The organism is Gordonia sp. YC-XJ4 (assembly GCF_059511865.1).
In genome coordinates this window covers 792589-807904 of the sequence record NZ_CM183447.1, presented here as the reverse complement: position 1 = coordinate 807904, position 15316 = coordinate 792589, and the positions used below count along the sequence as shown (strand labels likewise).

At 65.4% G+C, this 15316-nt stretch carries 11 protein-coding genes and 1 pseudogene; 7 read left to right on the top strand and 5 right to left on the bottom strand.

Features of this window, described 5'->3' with window-relative positions; genetic code table 11:
* Positions 1-294: 294 nt before the first annotated feature.
* Together AC5ZH6_RS03470 and AC5ZH6_RS03465 are read right to left on the bottom strand one after the other, a co-directional pair.
* Positions 295-1569, bottom strand: a pseudogene (locus AC5ZH6_RS03470) (HNH endonuclease).
* Positions 1570-1877: 308 nt separating this feature from the next.
* A complete protein-coding gene (locus tag AC5ZH6_RS03465; protein ID WP_155828416.1) occupies positions 1878-2039 on the bottom strand; it encodes a hypothetical protein in 162 nt (53 codons plus the stop codon).
* Positions 2040-2197: 158 nt separating this feature from the next.
* On the opposite strand from AC5ZH6_RS03465, the gene AC5ZH6_RS03460 reads away from it, so the two are divergent.
* The 3 genes from AC5ZH6_RS03460 to AC5ZH6_RS03450 all read left to right on the top strand — a co-directional run bounded on the left by AC5ZH6_RS03460 (position 2198) and on the right by AC5ZH6_RS03450 (position 6413).
* Entirely contained in the window at positions 2198-3820 is a 1623-nt protein-coding gene (locus AC5ZH6_RS03460) for an FUSC family protein (protein WP_006369502.1), read from the top strand.
* Positions 3821-4016: 196 nt separating this feature from the next.
* Positions 4017-5867, top strand: a complete 1851-nt coding sequence (gene leuA, locus AC5ZH6_RS03455; protein WP_026920375.1) for a 2-isopropylmalate synthase — start codon at positions 4017-4019, stop codon at positions 5865-5867.
* 381 nt (positions 5868-6248) lie between these two features.
* A complete protein-coding gene (locus AC5ZH6_RS03450) occupies positions 6249-6413 on the top strand; it encodes a hypothetical protein (protein WP_006369500.1) in 165 nt (54 codons plus the stop codon).
* Positions 6414-6445: 32 nt separating this feature from the next.
* Here AC5ZH6_RS03450 and AC5ZH6_RS03445 read toward each other — a convergent pair whose 3' ends face one another.
* On the bottom strand, positions 6446-7852 hold the full coding sequence (locus AC5ZH6_RS03445; protein ID WP_006369499.1) for an amidohydrolase family protein: 1407 nt from the start codon (positions 7850-7852) through the stop codon (positions 6446-6448).
* A 70-nt stretch (positions 7853-7922) separates the two neighbouring features.
* On the bottom strand, positions 7923-9086 hold the full coding sequence (locus AC5ZH6_RS03440; RefSeq protein WP_035727580.1) for an ATP-grasp domain-containing protein: 1164 nt from the start codon (positions 9084-9086) through the stop codon (positions 7923-7925).
* Between the two features lie 254 nt (positions 9087-9340).
* On the opposite strand from AC5ZH6_RS03440, the gene AC5ZH6_RS03435 reads away from it, so the two are divergent.
* Genes AC5ZH6_RS03435 through AC5ZH6_RS03425 form a run of 3 tightly spaced genes read left to right on the top strand, consistent with a single transcriptional unit; the run spans position 9341 to position 11894 of the window.
* Positions 9341-10459: a DMT family transporter gene (locus AC5ZH6_RS03435; RefSeq protein WP_006369497.1), complete on the top strand. Its 1119-nt coding sequence runs from the start codon at positions 9341-9343 to the stop codon at positions 10457-10459.
* Between the two features lie 52 nt (positions 10460-10511).
* Positions 10512-11384 carry an SCO6745 family protein gene (locus AC5ZH6_RS03430; protein WP_006369496.1) on the top strand — a complete coding sequence of 291 codons (873 nt, stop codon included), beginning with the start codon at positions 10512-10514 and terminating at the stop codon, positions 11382-11384.
* 54 nt (positions 11385-11438) lie between these two features.
* The gene (locus AC5ZH6_RS03425) at positions 11439-11894 is read left to right on the top strand and encodes a nuclear transport factor 2 family protein (RefSeq protein WP_006369495.1); all 456 of its coding nucleotides are present in this window, start codon (positions 11439-11441) and stop codon (positions 11892-11894) included.
* A gap of 348 nt (positions 11895-12242) precedes the next feature.
* Here the strand turns inward: AC5ZH6_RS03425 and AC5ZH6_RS03420 are convergent, their stop codons facing one another.
* Complete coding sequence (locus AC5ZH6_RS03420) at positions 12243-13481, bottom strand: ISL3 family transposase (protein ID WP_496167762.1); 1239 nt, start codon at positions 13479-13481, stop codon at positions 12243-12245.
* Between the two features lie 151 nt (positions 13482-13632).
* On the opposite strand from AC5ZH6_RS03420, the gene AC5ZH6_RS03415 reads away from it, so the two are divergent.
* Positions 13633-15261 carry an HNH endonuclease signature motif containing protein gene (locus AC5ZH6_RS03415; RefSeq protein ID WP_094601757.1) on the top strand — a complete coding sequence of 543 codons (1629 nt, stop codon included), beginning with the start codon at positions 13633-13635 and terminating at the stop codon, positions 15259-15261.
* Positions 15262-15316: the final 55 nt, after the last annotated feature.

The window sequence follows — 15316 nt, the reverse complement described above, 5'->3', positions numbered from 1 at the left end:
ATGGCCCTCCCCACCCGCTGATCGAGGTTGGTCGAGGTGCCGAGGAGCGCCAGCGACGGGCCTCACGCCTCGACCGTCGATCAATGATGCTCGGGCCGTTCCCATCCGATGGTCGAGGTGCACGGCGCCCCTGGCGCCGGGCCTCGAGACCTCTTGTGCCGACGGGATTCCGGGCCACGGGCACGACACCTCGACCATCGGGGGTGGGGAATTCTCTATGGAGTTCTCAAACAACAGATGCGGTCCCGGCCGGGCCGGGTGCGGGGAATCAGGCTGTAGTAGAGGCGCTTCGGGTCAGGCTGCTGCGTCGTCGAGTCGCATGGTTCTGCGGTGGTAGGACGGCACCGGTCGTCGTTTCGGGTCGATGCTGGCGGGTGGGATCAGCCAGGGGTGTCGGTCGAATCCCATGATGATGTCCCATCCGTGGTGGTGGACGTCGTCGTGGCAGCTGGTGCAGAGTAGGCAGCCGTTGTCGAGGTCGGTGGGACCGCCTTTGCTCCAGTGGGTGAGGTGGTGTCCTTGGCAGCGTCCGGCGTGGGCTCCGCATTTGATGCACCCGCGATCCCGCACGAGTAGGGCTTTCCGTTGTCCGGGGGTGAAGAAGCGTTTTGCTTCCCCGACGCTGAGGGGTACCCCGTTGGGGTCGAGCATGATTTTGGTGATGGTGGTGTCACACGACAACTACTTGGCGGTGGCTTCGGTGATGGCACCCATGTTCTGTAAATCGCCGCCGAGCGCGGGGTTGTCCGCCGACCACGTCCATAACAGTCCGTTGGTGGGTTTCGCCGAGAAGGTGGTGTCGGCCAAACCTTGTGCCGCCAACTCCACGATCGTTTCGAACGCGGCCGCACAGATCTGTTCGGGTGTTCGCGGATCCGGGGATCCGTCGGGCTGGGGCTTGGGCGCCGACAAGGTTTCCATCAGAGTTCTGGTTTTCTCGCCGGCGACGATGTCGAGGTTCGCCGAGATTTCCAACCGGCCGTCGTCGGTGATGCGGTCGGTGTAGGAGTTGATCGTCTTGTCCTCCGCAGCTGGCAACCCGCCAGGCGTTTCGGCCGCCAGTTCGTTGCCCAACTGCCGCGTGTAGGTATTGATCTCGGCGGGGGTGAAACCGGCGAAGTAGTGCGACAGCAGTTTCCGCAGGAACTCACACCGTTGCACGGTGTCGAGGGGTTCTGGGGAGCGGGTGTCGATGTGCGCCAATCCGCGGACGATGGCATCGACGTGTTCGGACGAGATGGACCCATCCGCCGCGTGCGCCAACAACAGATCCACATCGGTGGTGGCCGAGATCCGCACATACCGACCTGCGACGGCCGGTGCGAAACCCATGCTGATCAACAACTCCCGCAGTCGGGTGGTCTTGTGATCGGCCACGCCCAGCCGGTCCATCTCACCGGTGAGGGTGGTGGCGTGGTGATCAACCAGATTGCGGAGCAGCAGGACTTGCTTCATCGCACCGAAAGCCTGTGGCCCGGTCATGTCCGGATTCCATTGCAGGTCGCTGAGTTGGCTGACGATGTCGGCGAAGATCGCCTCGGCGTCAAGAGCTTCGGCGGATTCGATCATGAGCCCCTCCCCAGTGGCTGATCGGTGTGATGGCTCCAGTCTACACGAAAGCATGTTCGATGCAAGGGGTATTCTTGATCAATTCTGCTTGTGGACAACGTGTTTCGGCTCGACTTTTCTGTCGGTGGGATGTGGTAAGGGGTGCGGTTTCGTCTGTCGTGCTCTCGATGTGGTTGGGACGCTTGTTGTCTCACCGGGTCTCGAGGCCCGGCGCCTGGGGGCGCCGTGCACCTCGACCATCGGAAGGGTCACGACCATCGGGTAGGGCGGGTAGCTCGACCACCGGAAGAGGCCTCGCGACCCGCGCTCTACTTCTGAACGACAGGCGCAGTGATCGGCGCGGTGACAGGAGCAGGGGCCGGTGGCGCGGCCGTGGCCACGCCACCGGATGCGGCGGCGGTGACGATGCCGACACCGACCACACCTATGGACAGTCGACGGAACACCGGGCGGCGGATGTGTTTACGCATGGGGACTCTCGACTCCTTCGGGATTGATGTCATCGGCGATCGACTCGAAGCGGCGATCGACTGGAGCCAACCGTATGAGCCGATGTTGGGAGGCGGCTGTCCTCGTGCTGCTGATCGCCGGTGACCGCAGCGATCGTGCGCTCTAGAGTGAGTCGGCGATGCCCCACGCCGACCCCCGCCCCGCGCCACCCCCGCGTCCGTCGATCAGACGCGCGTTCTTCGCCGTCCCCGACATCCGCGGGCGATGGGCTGCGGCGCTGCGGGCCGGGTTGGCATTCGCGATACCCGCCGCGGCGCTGTATCTCGTGGGTTTCGAGCGGGATGCACTTCTCGCGGCCCTCGGCGGGTTCGCGGCTCTGTACGGCGAAAAGCGCCCCTACCGGGTTCGGTGGCGGGCGGTGCTCACCGCGGCAGTCCTGCTGGTGGCGGCGTCCGCGGGATACGGCGCGCTCGGTGCGTGGGCCGGACCCGATGCATCAACATCCGAGGATCTGGTGATCGTCGCACTACTGGTCTGCGGTGCAGCGCTGGTCACCTTCGGGGTCAATGCGCTGCGCCTCGGACCACCCGGTCCGTTCTTCTTCATACTCACCGCGGCGGTCGCGTCCGTGGTGACGCGCCACGGCGTCGATCTCGGTCCGCTCGTCGTCGCCACCACCGCCGGTGGCGTCGGCTCCCTGATCGTGGCGATGGCGCCCGGCCTGTGGCGTCCCCACGGCCCGGAGACCTCGGCGACCCTTGCCGCGATGGCGGCGGTGGAGGACTACCTGGACGGCAATCGTGGCGCCGATCGCGCCCGACGGCACGGCGTCGCCCTGTCGACGCTGCATGCGTGGACCGTGCTGCACGACGCAGCGGCGACGAATACCGCTTTGGCACAACAGCTCTGGCAGTCGATGCATCGACTGCACGGCGCTCGCGACCCGCTGGCGATCTCCCCGCCGCTGGGTCGGCCGACGGTCGCTCACCGCCTGCGCATGGCGACGGCCCCGTTCAGCCACGCCCAGATCACCACCGGCCGGGTGATCGTCTCGGCGTTCTGTGCAGGCGCGATCTCGGTCGTCGTCGGCCTCACCCGGCCGGACTGGGCGATCCTCGGCGCGGTACTCGTCCTGCAGTTGGGACCCGATCGGATTCGCGGGGTCATCCGCGGCGCTCACCGGCTGGCCGGCACCGTCGTCGGACTTGCGGTCTTCGCAGCCCTCCATCTGCTCGATCTCGGCGTTCCCGCGCTCATCGTCGTCATCGCCGTGCTCAATGTGCTGATCGAGCTGACGATCGTCGGCAACTACGCGGTGGCGGTCACCTTCATCACGCCGCTGGCGATGCTCATGGGCACCCCGTCGGCCGACATCACCGTCCCGGTCCGCGATCGTTTCCTGGAGACCCTGGTGGGCGTGGTTCTGGCGATCGCCTCGATGTGGCTGGTCGGTGCCCACCTGCATCGGCGCAGCGCCATCCGCGCCGATGACGCCGTACTCGTCGACGTCGACCACGTGTTGGAGACGGTCACGATGGTGCCCGTCGGAGCACCGGAATCGCTGATCGCCCGCCGAGACCTGCAGTGGACCCTGCTCGAGTCGGAGATGGCCGCGACCGATGCGGCCGGCGACGAACCACCATGGGCGCGCGAGCACTGGGCCCACCACGTGGCGGTGTGTCAGGTCGGATACGAGACACTGTCATGGTGCTGGCGTGCAGATCAGAGCCGATCGCTCGACCCGACGCTCGTCGGGATGCTGACCGAGCGCCGGTTGCTCCTGGGTCCCCCGGCACCGTAAGCCCCGGCCGGGTGGCGACCGAGGGGCGAGCCACCCCGTGGTTGATCCGTCGCGACCACCAGGAGTACTGTCGAGCGCATGCAGCGCGCGCTCCTTCTCGGTTGCCGCGGCGGGGTCTGAATCGACCGGCCCTCCGTCGCGGGCCTTCTTATGCGCCGGTCATCTTCCCTCTTTGACTTTCGGAGATTGACCAATGATGGCAGCAGCAGACACCTTCACCTCGGGCGCGAGTCGTATCGTCGAGCCCACGGGACCCATTCCCGCCGATCAGCCGGTCTGGAACAAGCAGCGCAGTTCGGCGATGCCCGTGCACCGTTACCGCTCCTTCGCCGACGAGGTCGAGGCGGTATCGGTTCCCGACCGCACCTGGCCCGACAAGGTCATCGACCGCGCACCCCTGTGGTGTGCGGTGGACCTGCGCGACGGCAACCAGGCGCTGATCGACCCGATGAGTCCCGCCCGCAAACGTCGCATGTTCGACCTGCTGGTCCGGATGGGATACAAGGAGATCGAGGTCGGATTCCCCTCGGCGAGCCAGACCGACTTCGACTTCGTCCGCGAGATCATCGAGGACGGCGCCATCCCCGACGACGTCACCATCCAGGTCCTCACCCAGTGCCGTGACGAACTGATCGAGCGGACCTTCGAAGCGTGTCGCGGCGCGGCGAACGTGATCGTCCACTTCTACAACTCCACCTCGGTCCTGCAGCGTCGCGTGGTGTTCCGCGCCGACAAGGGCAAGATCACCGAGATCGCCACCAACGCCGCACGCCGGGTCCTCGAGGAGGAGAAGAAGTACCCCGACACCAACTGGCGCTACGAGTACTCCCCCGAGTCCTACACCGGCACCGAGCTGAGTTACGCCAAAGAGGTGTGCGACGCGGTCACCGAGATCATCGCCCCCACCCCGGACAAGCCGATGATCATCAACCTGCCGGCGACCGTGGAGATGGCCACCCCCAACGTGTATGCGGACTCGATCGAGTGGATGAGCCGCAACCTGGCTCGTCGCGACTCGATCATCCTGAGTCTGCACCCGCACAATGACCGCGGAACCGCGGTCGCCGCAGCGGAATTGGGCTATCAGGCGGGCGCCGACCGTATCGAGGGCTGCTTGTTCGGCAACGGTGAGCGCACCGGCAACGTCTGCCTGGTGACGCTGGGCATGAATATGTTCAGCCGTGGCGTCGATCCGCAGATCAGCTTCTCCGACATCGACGAGATCCGGCGCACCGTCGAATACTGCAACCAGCTCAATGTCCCCGAACGTCACCCGTACGGCGGCGACCTGGTCTACACCGCGTTCTCCGGCAGCCACCAGGACGCGATCAACAAGGGCCTCGACCAGATGAAGGTCGACGCCGATGCCGACGACTCCGACGTCGACGACATCACCTGGGCGGTACCGTATCTGCCGATCGATCCCAAGGATGTCGGACGCAGCTACGAGGCCGTCATCCGCGTGAACAGCCAGTCCGGCAAGGGCGGCGTGGCCTACATCATGAAGACCGATCACGGCATGAGCCTGCCGCGGCGCCTGCAGATCGAGTTCAGCCGGGAGATCCAGAAACTCACCGACGGTGAGGGCGGAGAAGTGTCGCCGAAGGAGATGTGGGACGTCTTCGCCGACGAATACCTGCACCCGGTGCGTCCGCTCGAGCGGATGCGCCAGCGTGTGGACGCCTCCGAGGTCGACGGCGGCGACGACACCATCACCGCAGTCGTGAAGGTCGACGGCGTCGAGAAGGAGATCAGCGGAACCGGTAACGGTCCGCTCGCGGCCTTCGTCGACGCCCTGGCGACGGTCGGATTCGACGTCCGGGTTCTCGACTACAGCGAGCACGCGATGACCGCCGGCGGCGACGCCAACGCCGCGTCGTACGTGGAGGCGCAGGTCAACGGTGAGACCGTGTGGGGTGTGGGCGTCGCCTCGTCCATCACCACCGCCTCGTTGCGCGCCGTGGTGTCCGCGGTGAACCGGGCCCATCGGGTCACCGCTCCTGCCGACGACACCGCCGACGCCGCACCGCGGACCTGGGCTCCGTAACACCGGCGCACACCCGAGCCGGAGTATTGCAGCCGGAGCATCACAGTCAGCCCGATGCGCGGGTGAACCCTGCCGCATCGTGTGAACGCACGGGCCGGACACACCTCGAGTGACCCTCGAATCGTGTCCGGCCCGTGCGGTGTCTCAGCGGAGATACTTCACGAGAGCCGCTGTGCGAGTTCAGTACTCGGCAATCGCCGAGACCGTCCCGCGCTCGATCGCGGCGACGAACTCGGCATGATCGGCCGCATTCAGCTTGGAATACCGAGAAGCGAAACGGGCCGATCCGCGCCAGATCACACCCGCGGCGGACAGGTGAGTGTGGACACCTTATGCGCTGGTGAGTGGACGTGACGGCCTCGCCACGGACAATGGGAACACATGACCAACATGGAATTTCTCGCACTCGCCGCAGTGCTCGTACTCGTGGCCTGCGCCGCGGGGATCGGTGCACTCGTCGGCATCATCGCCCAGTCCGGGGTTACCGCCCCATCTGCAGGGCACTCCGACGACGCCGTCCCCGCGGACACCCTTCCCGCCCGCTGATTCACGACCGGCCGGGGGTCCCTTATCCGGGCTCACCCCTCGTCCGGGCTCACCCGCTGGCCGCGGACGTAGACCTCGGCGATCGCCGGTTCACGCAGCGCCATCAACAACGCGAACAACTCCTGTTCGCGGGCCAGATCGGCGTCGTCGGCCCGAATCCCGTTCGCAAGGACCACTTCCAGCGGCGGCCATCGCCACGGCTCGATGACCAGGAAGTCGGCCTCCTTGCCGACGTCGAGGTTGCCGAACCGATCCTCGGCGTCGAGAGCTCGCGCGCCGGCCAGCGTTCCGGTGAACAACAACTGCGCCGGATGGATCGACACACCCGCGTCTCCCGGCTCGGAGATGTGCACCTTGAACGCATCGGAGAGCACGCGGGAGATCAGCCACTCATCGCCTGCACCGCAATCACTTCCGGCCGCCACGGTCACCCCGGAACCGACAGTTCTGCGCCACGGCATCGTGCCCGATCCGAGGAACAGCTGCGAGGTCGGGCAGTGCGCGATCGACGTCCCGGTCTGCGCCATCCGATCCAGTTCGGCGTCGGTGCAGTGCACGGCGTGCGCCAGGATCGTGCGACGCCCCAGCAGACTCTCTCCCCCGTGCGCCGAGCCCGGCAGGAACTTCCCGTCGTAGGTGTCGAGGTAGGTGTCGACCTCGAAAAGCTGTTTCACCGAATCGATCTCACCGGTGCCCGGCCGATTGTTCTCGTTGAGGTGGGTGTGGACATACACCCCGGTATCGGCCACCTCCGCATACAACTCGCCCAGTGCCCGCAACGTCTGGGTGGTCACCGACAACGTGAACCGTGGCACGATCGCGGTGTGCAACAACGACGTTGACGGGTCGCCGGTATCGGCACCATGCCAGCGTTCGATCTCCGCGCGGGTCAGGGCGATGGCGTCGGCCTCGGAGGTGAGCAGCGGCTCGGCGGAATCCGGTCCGACCGTTTGGATTCCACGTCCACTGACCAGTCGCAGCCCCACCCGGGCGGTCTCGGTGAACAACGCGTCCTGGGCGTGGCCGAACGCCGACCCGAACACCATGGCCGCGGTTGTGCCGGTGGCGATCCGTCGTGCGGTGAAGTCACGGGCGATCCGCTGTGCGAACTTCGGGTCGGCGAGCCGGGCCTCGGCGGGAAAGATGCAGGTGCTCAACCACTCCAGTAATTGCCCACCCCCGTAGGCGTCGAGCGAATAGGTCTGCGGGAAGTGGATGTGGGCGTCGACGAATCCCGGGATCAGGTAGGCGTCACCATGGTCGACGGTGACGCCGTCGGCGTCCTCGGACAGGCCGGCGCGCGGACCGCTGTAGACGATGATGCCGGTCGCGTCGTCGATCACCAGTGCGCCGTCGGCGATGTCGACCAACGCCGCGGGGGCCTCCTGCAGCGTCGGGGCACCGGTGATGTGGATCAGATGGCCGAGATGGATGGTCACCGGAACACAAAAACACAGCGCCGCCGATTCGGCGCGCCGAGCACCGCCGGGTGTCGGATACCGCCGGACCTCAGATGACGTGCCCGTCCCACTCGTGGTCGTGCATGAAGCCCTCCGCGAGGCCGACCCGGTACTTCAGGCAGCTGCGCACGATTCCGAGGTAGGCGACGGGAAGCGCGTAACCCGGCAGCCGGTCTCCGCGCACACCGATGACGTCGTCGAATCCGCGCAGGTCCCGGAAGTACTGCCGCATGGTTCGTCCCTGCCGCGCATCCTCACGCCACCCGAAGATCGTCATGCCGACCTTGATCATGGTGTGCACGTCGTCATCGGGGACGATCAATTCGTCGTTCTCACCGAAGAACGCCTCATCGACGCGATTGTGCGGCCGGAACATCATGATCCCGCTGGTGGCACGCGGATTGCATTCGATGCAGTACAGCCCCTTTTCCGGGTGGTCGATGAAGTCGAAGCCGACCTGCCCGGTGAAATCGGTGTCGGCGAGGAACTTCTCGACCCAGTCGAAGATCGTCTGGTGCTGCGCCGAGACGAAGGACAGGCACGAGCTGCCACCGATCGCGTACTCGACGGGGTAGGTCGCGTGCGCGAAGATCTTGCCCTCCCGCACCACCGAGTACGTGCAGTAGCGATCGCCGGTCAGCCACTCCTGCGCGAGCCACGGATTGCTCGGATCGTGATCGAGCCACTCCATCCGATCGCCCGGATACACCTTGTGCACCTTCTGCGAGCCGCGCGAGTAGCACTTCTTGACCGCGAAGGGGCCGGTGAAATCGAGCTTGTCGATGTCCTCCGGACCGTCGAGCCGCGCGAACTTCAGGGTGTCGATGCCGTGCTCGACGAGCATCTCCTGGAAGTCGTACTTGTTGTGCAACCGATTCTCGAGTTCGAAATCGGACAGGAAGAGCTCGCAGTCAGGTGGGAACAGTCCCCGCATCATCGACAGGATGTCGGTCTCTTCGTGGATCGGGATCACCATGTCGATGTGTTCGTCGACGACGATCCTGGCCAGTTCACGGCAGTATTCCTGCGGCTTGAACTTGGGCGGCGGGACAAGGTGGAACGAGTCGACGGCCTTCGAGACCCGGGTCAGCGCCACCGGGATCGAGTCGACGGTGGTGACCCGATGCCCGGCCGCCGCGAGCAGGCGCGCCAGGTTCAGGCTGAGAAAGGACCGGCCGAAGGTCATCAGGATGTGCTTACCGGAGAAGGCCACGGGGCGAGTGTAGGCGTGCTCGCCCCGGCGTCTGCGACGGCTGCCGGGCCGCCGTGGTTTGTCGGACCCCTGCCGCATACTCACCTCACACCGCTACGCCGCCGATCCAGGGGACGACAGTCGGGCAAAGGGTACAAATCGATTGCATTGAGCGGGCGGAGGCGGATTACATGGAATAGCGGACCCGCGGTCATCGTTGGGATTCTCTGGATTGTTAGGTTGGCTACGTTCGGTCGGGCGGAAGGGGTGCGGCGATGCTGTTCGTGATCGGCGTCATCTCGGCATCGCTGGCCGCCGTTGCCTACGGCATGTCGACGGTGCTCCGAGCGCTCGGAGCGCGCCGGGTCGCGCAGACCGAACGCGAGGACGGCGTCGTCGGCACCAATGCCGCGGGCGGCCCGTCACTGCAGTCGACCATGTCGACCCTCGTCGACCCCTCCTTCATCCTCGGCACCGTCATGGTTATCGTCGGATTCGCCGGCGGTGCGGTCGCCGCGCGGTTCCTCCCGCTGTTCCTGTCGCAGACCATCGTCTCGGCGAATCTCGTCGTGACGGCGTTGCTCGGCACGATCATGCTCAACATCGCGTTGCACACCCGCGACTGGATCGCCATCTGGCTGGTCGTGTTCTCGCTGTGCCTGCTCGGCTTCTCCTCCTCACACACCACCGGCGAGGGCCAGGCCGACACCATCCACTGGGGTCTGTTCGGGGCGACGATCCTGTTGTCGGCTCTGGCACTGCTCGGTGTGTACCGGCTCGGACGCCACGGCGCGATCGTCGGTGGCGCGATGGCCGGTCTGCTCTTCGGTGTGATCGCGATCGCCGTCCGCATCCTCGACGGCGTGCACCCGTTCGACCTGAAGGTTCTGCTGCTCGACCCGGCCGCGTGGACCATCGCTGTCGCCGGCGCCTGCGGGTTCTTCGTGCAAACCGTCGCCCTGCAGCTCGGGGCGGTCAACGGGGTGACCGCGGTGCTCGTGGTCGGCGAGACCGCGGGACCGAGTCTCGTCGGAGTGCTGTTCCTCGGCGACACCGCCAAGCCCGGCCTGGGGTGGCTGGCCGTCGTCGGCTTCATCGGCGCCGTCGTCGGTGCCGTTCTCGTCGCCTGGTACGGATCCGGTGATCCCGACCACTTCGGCGAGGCACCACCGATGAAGGGCGGATGGCGCCGCGGCCGTGAGGATTTCGACGAGGAGGACTACGGCGCAGAAGAGTTCGACGACGAGGCGCGTCTGGAGATGTCCCCGAACGAGAACGAATTCTGCGACGCCGACTTCACCCTCGTCGAAGAAGACCTCGAGGCCGACCTCGGCATACCGCGCGACGACGAACATCGCCCGGCGACCCGCAACGGGCGCGATCGGGCGCAGTGAACTCGCGGCCTCGTCTTGACACCCGGACCGGTCAGCGGCAAACGTGTGAGGCATGTCGTCTGACCAGATCTCGCACGCGCGCCGCGCGTACGAGACGCTCGAGCCCTTTCACATCCTCGCCTACTTCAACCCCGGTCTCGGTGCCGCACAGGAGGCCACGGGCCTGAATCCGCACGCGTTCTATGTCGGTGCTCGCGGGGCACCACTCGGCGAGTGCGCGCCTACGGTGGTCACCTCGGCCTTCTTCAACTTTGCTCCCACCTCGATCGCGAAGAGCTGGCCCAAGGCGGTGGCGTGCGGCCTCGAGCGGGTGTCGCAGGCGCGATGGACGATGCTCGACGAGCAATTGCGGACCATCCTCGGCGAACGCGCCGACGACCCGGAGATCGCTCGTCTGGCCGATGTCTTCGCCGACGCCGGGCGTACGCTGCCCTACACAGGTCGTCCGTTGGCCGCGGCGTGGGCGGAGTCGCCGGCTCCCAACGCTGCGCACCTCCGACTCTGGCACGCGGTCGCGATACTGCGAGAATGGCGCGGCGACAACCACATTGCCGCACTGGTCGTGAGTGGTCTCAACGGCATCGACGCCGCGGTCTTCCATGAGGCCACACTTCCTGATCCGACGGTGCGCCGGCGGTCGATGGGCCGGGAGATGACGCTGCTCACCCGCGGGTGGTCGGGGCAGGACTGGGAGGCGTCGGTGGATCGGCTCGTCGAACGTGGTCTGGCCGAACGCACCGATGACGGCCATCGACTGACCGCCGCAGGTGCCGCGCTCTACGACGACGTCGAGGCCACCACCGATGCTCTCGGTGAGCAGTTCTGGGCCCGACCCGAACTCGACGACGCGCTGCAGGCGATCCGGCCGTACGTCAAGGCGGTCATCGACGCCGGCGTGCTGCCGGGGACGGCCCGGAAAAGCTGATCAACTCGGCGATTCCGGGGTCGTCGGCCATGACGGTGCGGTAGTCCTCGAAGGGTGAACGACGTCGCCGCCATCGAAGCGCTCAAGTACCGATACCTCCGTGCCCTCGACACCAAGGACTGGGACACCTTCGCCGACACGCTGACCGACGACGTCACCGGCGAGTACGGCGACTCCCTGAGCTTCACCGCTCGGGATGAACTGGTCGGTTTCATGCGGACGTCGGTGGGGCCCGGGGTGATCACCGAGCATCGCGTCTCGCATCCGGAGATCGAGGTGTCCGGCGATATCGCGCATGGGCGCTGGTACCTGTCGGATCGGGTGATCGTGCCCGACTTCGAGTTCATGCTCATCGGCGCCGCGTTCTACGACGACACCTACCGCCGCACGGCAGACGGTTGGCGGATCTGCGCGACCGGATACGACCGCACCTATGAGGCCCACGTCCCACTCGCCGCGATCCCCGGCTTCACCCTGAAGGTGGGGCCGGCAATCCGGACCGGCGAGTGAGCTCAGCGTCTTTCCGACGTAACAGTGGGCAGCGTTGTTGCCGCTGCCGATTTCGGATCACTGTGGCCCGGATACTCACCGGCGAGAGGGGTCCCGAGGCCTCGACCATCGGAACGGGCGACGGCCGCTTCCTGACCGATGGTCGACCCTTCCCCCGATGGTCGAGGTGCTCGGCGCGCTAGCGCCGAGCCTCGAGACCCGGCGAGATGACAAGTATCGCAACCACATTGATCCCCAGTCGACGCGCGCGAAAATTCTTGTCCACAGATTTCTCCGGTGTGGCGATCGTCGGACCGGTTTTGTCGGTACCCCTTCGTACACTTGTGGCTCTCCTCACCCAAAAGTGGGTCAGTTTTGTTGTGGCAGGGCCGGACACGCACCGCCTCGGGTCAGTGTTGCCATCGCGATGAGCGCCTCGGGACTGTGAAATCCGTACGACCGCTTTGTCAATGCGCGTAGGTGAGTGTTGTTGGCTTCCACACGACCGTTAGACATCTCACAGGTGACAGCGTTGTAGATCTGTATTTCGCGGGCCCGGACCGACCGAGCGACCGTCTGCATCTCACTGATGCCGCTATTGTCAGCCTCGGCGAGCCAGCGCCGCAACCGTTGCCAGGTACGGCCGAACTTCCTCGTAAGTATCTGACGGAGAAGCTCTTTGAGCTGATAAGCCCGCGCCAACACATCGTTTGCGGCAGTGATGACAATCTGGCGGGCATGTTCCTGCTCAGCGGTCAGATCTTCCGGATTCTTCAATAATGCCCAGCGCAGACGTTTGCGATCGGCCTGCGAGAGTCCGTCAATCCGGCTCAACACCCGCGACCGACACCGATCCATGGCTTGAGAAACCCACTGCAACACGTGAAACGGATCCATGCACACGTAGACCTCAGGTGCTCGTTGCGCCAACACGGTAGCGATGAAATCGGCTCCATCGGCACTGACATGGGTAAGCTCCCGGGTCCGCTGCGGCCCGAGTTCATCAAAGAATCGGTTCAAGGTCTCCTTGGTCGCTCCTTCGCCGGCCCAGACCATACGGCCGGTGTCGTGATCAACAACGACAAGCAGATAACGCCGACCCTTGCGATAGGAGATCTCATCGATACCGATGCGCCGCAAACCATTCAACCGGTCAGTCCGACCAAGGTGATCAGCGACGACGCGATCTACGATCCGCGACACCGTCGCCCATGACACGCGCATCATCTCCTGCACCGACGACATCGGAGAGTGCGCCACCAGCCATGCCACCTGATCGTCAAATGCCCTGGTCATCCGCGCCCCAGCCCGCGCCCACGGCACAGATTCGGTCACCACACCATGTGACGGACACGACACCCGAACACACACCATCTCGACGAAGCACCGCCATCCTCCCAGGTCCAGATGCCGCCACCGCCGATTCGCACCACGCTGGTCGTAACGACCACAACGCTTCTGGCAGTGCGGACACCGCCCAGCGGACCGTTGATGCAACTGCACCGTGAAGACAATAAGTTCGCCACCGTCATCGGTGTCGAACCGAACACCGACCACACGGGATTTCTGCAATCCCAGGACCTTCTGCAGTACACTCACAGTGCGCAACGCCGACTCCTCTAGGTATTGATCTTCGCAACTCAAAACCTATGTGAGAGAAGGCGTTGCGCCCGTTAGGCGCGCTGTGCATAACCCACTTCAACATGAGAAGCGCCACACTTGTTCTCATCAAGTCCGATCGTGGGAGGGGAGGTTTCGGGTGTCGACGACGTTGACGTTCACCGACCCGGATGCCGACGCTGCCGCGATCACAGCCATGTCGCGCGATGAGCTCACCGAGACCGGCCCGGACCTGCTACGCGAGTCCCGCAAATACGAAGCCCGGACGGTGCTTGCTGCCGCCGCGCTGGCGGAGCGGGTGTATCGCGAGCGTTTGGCGGGCCAGTCCGAGGTCGAGGTGTGGGGCTCGGTGATCGAGCACGCCGACAAACTCGCACGCGCCGAAGTGTCTCTGCAGTTCAAGATCTCTCGCAGTAAGGCCGGCAACTGGATTGCTCTGGCGGATCTGTTGGAGAAGGTCCCGCTCATCCGCGCCGCCTATCTGAACGGGGAACTCTCCACCAACCGGGCCTCGATCATGGCGCGCGCCGCCCAACGTGGCGCGGACACCGACACCGGTGATGAGTCCGGTAACGAATCGGAGATGTCGTTCGAAGAGATCGTCCTGGACTACGGATCCCGCGCCACCACCGACCCAGTGCTGTCGCAACAACTCGACGCCGCACTGATTTCGATGAACCCCGACAGTGTCATCGAGGACCGTGACACCCTCACCGATCTGGTGGGGAACGTGACCATCACCCCAGACGTTGCCGGGCACTCCGCTCTGGGTGCGGTTGTTCCCGCGCATTATGGGGTGTTTCTCACAACGCAGATCAACGCGCTCATCGATGAACGGACCTGCCGCATGGACCCGCGTCGAGTGGGGTCGCTGCGGGTGATCGCACTTGGTGAGATCACCGGCGTCCCGGGGGCGCACCTCGACTGTGAATGCGGACAAGATGATTGCCCGAAACGAGGTGGCGGCACCGACAGCAACGGGTCTGCCGAAACACCCTCTGACGCCGAGGACGCGGCAGAGTGGGACGACCTGATGCCCGAACCCGCTGACGCGGATGCGCCTGAAGTCGAGGATGTCGAACCTTCCAGTGCGCCGGCCCCTTCCAATGCGCGGGCGCAGGAACCTGTCGATGTGGTGGAGCTGGTCGTCGAACCCGAGATCCCCGACCCCATGGATGAGCCGAGGCCGGATGAGGTTCCGGTGGCGTTCGGGCGGGCTTTGGTGGTGCCCGGCGCACCTGTGTTGACGGTGTTGAAGGACCCTGACGGGATTCTCGTGCCCCGGTTGCAGGGGTACGGGCCGATCGACCCCGACTACGCGGCCACCCTGTCCGAGGTCGCGAAGACCATCCATTATCCCGAATCCGTGCGCACGGCTGGGCCGTTGATCCCGCAGATCTCCGACCGCGCACAGGCCCCGCCGGCGGATCCGACTGGACACGGTGGTCACACCGTGCCACCACCTGGGGCATTGACCCATGCACCCAGCGCAAAGTTGCGCGCTGAGGTGCTGGCCAACGACTCCTGGTGCCGATACCCCTACTGCGGTATGCCGTCCCACCTGTGCGACCTCGATCATTGGCGGCCGTTCAACCACACCGACCCCGAGGCCGGCGGCTGGACGGTGCTCGGTGATCTGATCCCGTTGTGTCGGGCTGATCATCAGCGCAAACATCTCGCCGAGTGGGTGCCGACGCTCTTTCTGGATCGGCGGGTGGAGTGGCGGAGCCGACGGAGTGGGCAGGTGATTGTCACCTACCCGCGGTGACGACTTCTTTGTCTGTGGGATGGAACCAGCTGTGACTCACCGGGTCTCGAGGCTC

Excerpts from the sequence above, each read along its gene's own strand:
- AC5ZH6_RS03465 (WP_155828416.1), bottom strand. The coding sequence starts at position 2,039 with ATGCGTAAACACATCCGCCGCCCGGTGTTCCGTCGACTGTCCATAGGT.
- AC5ZH6_RS03430 (WP_006369496.1), top strand. The coding sequence starts at position 10,512 with ATGTCGTCTGACCAGATCTCGCACGCGCGCCGCGCGTACGAGACGCTC.
- AC5ZH6_RS03435 (WP_006369497.1), top strand. The coding sequence starts at position 9,341 with ATGCTGTTCGTGATCGGCGTCATCTCGGCATCGCTGGCCGCCGTTGCC.
- AC5ZH6_RS03460 (WP_006369502.1), top strand. The coding sequence starts at position 2,198 with ATGCCCCACGCCGACCCCCGCCCCGCGCCACCCCCGCGTCCGTCGATC.
- leuA (WP_026920375.1), top strand. The coding sequence starts at position 4,017 with ATGGCAGCAGCAGACACCTTCACCTCGGGCGCGAGTCGTATCGTCGAG.
- AC5ZH6_RS03450 (WP_006369500.1), top strand. The coding sequence starts at position 6,249 with ATGACCAACATGGAATTTCTCGCACTCGCCGCAGTGCTCGTACTCGTG.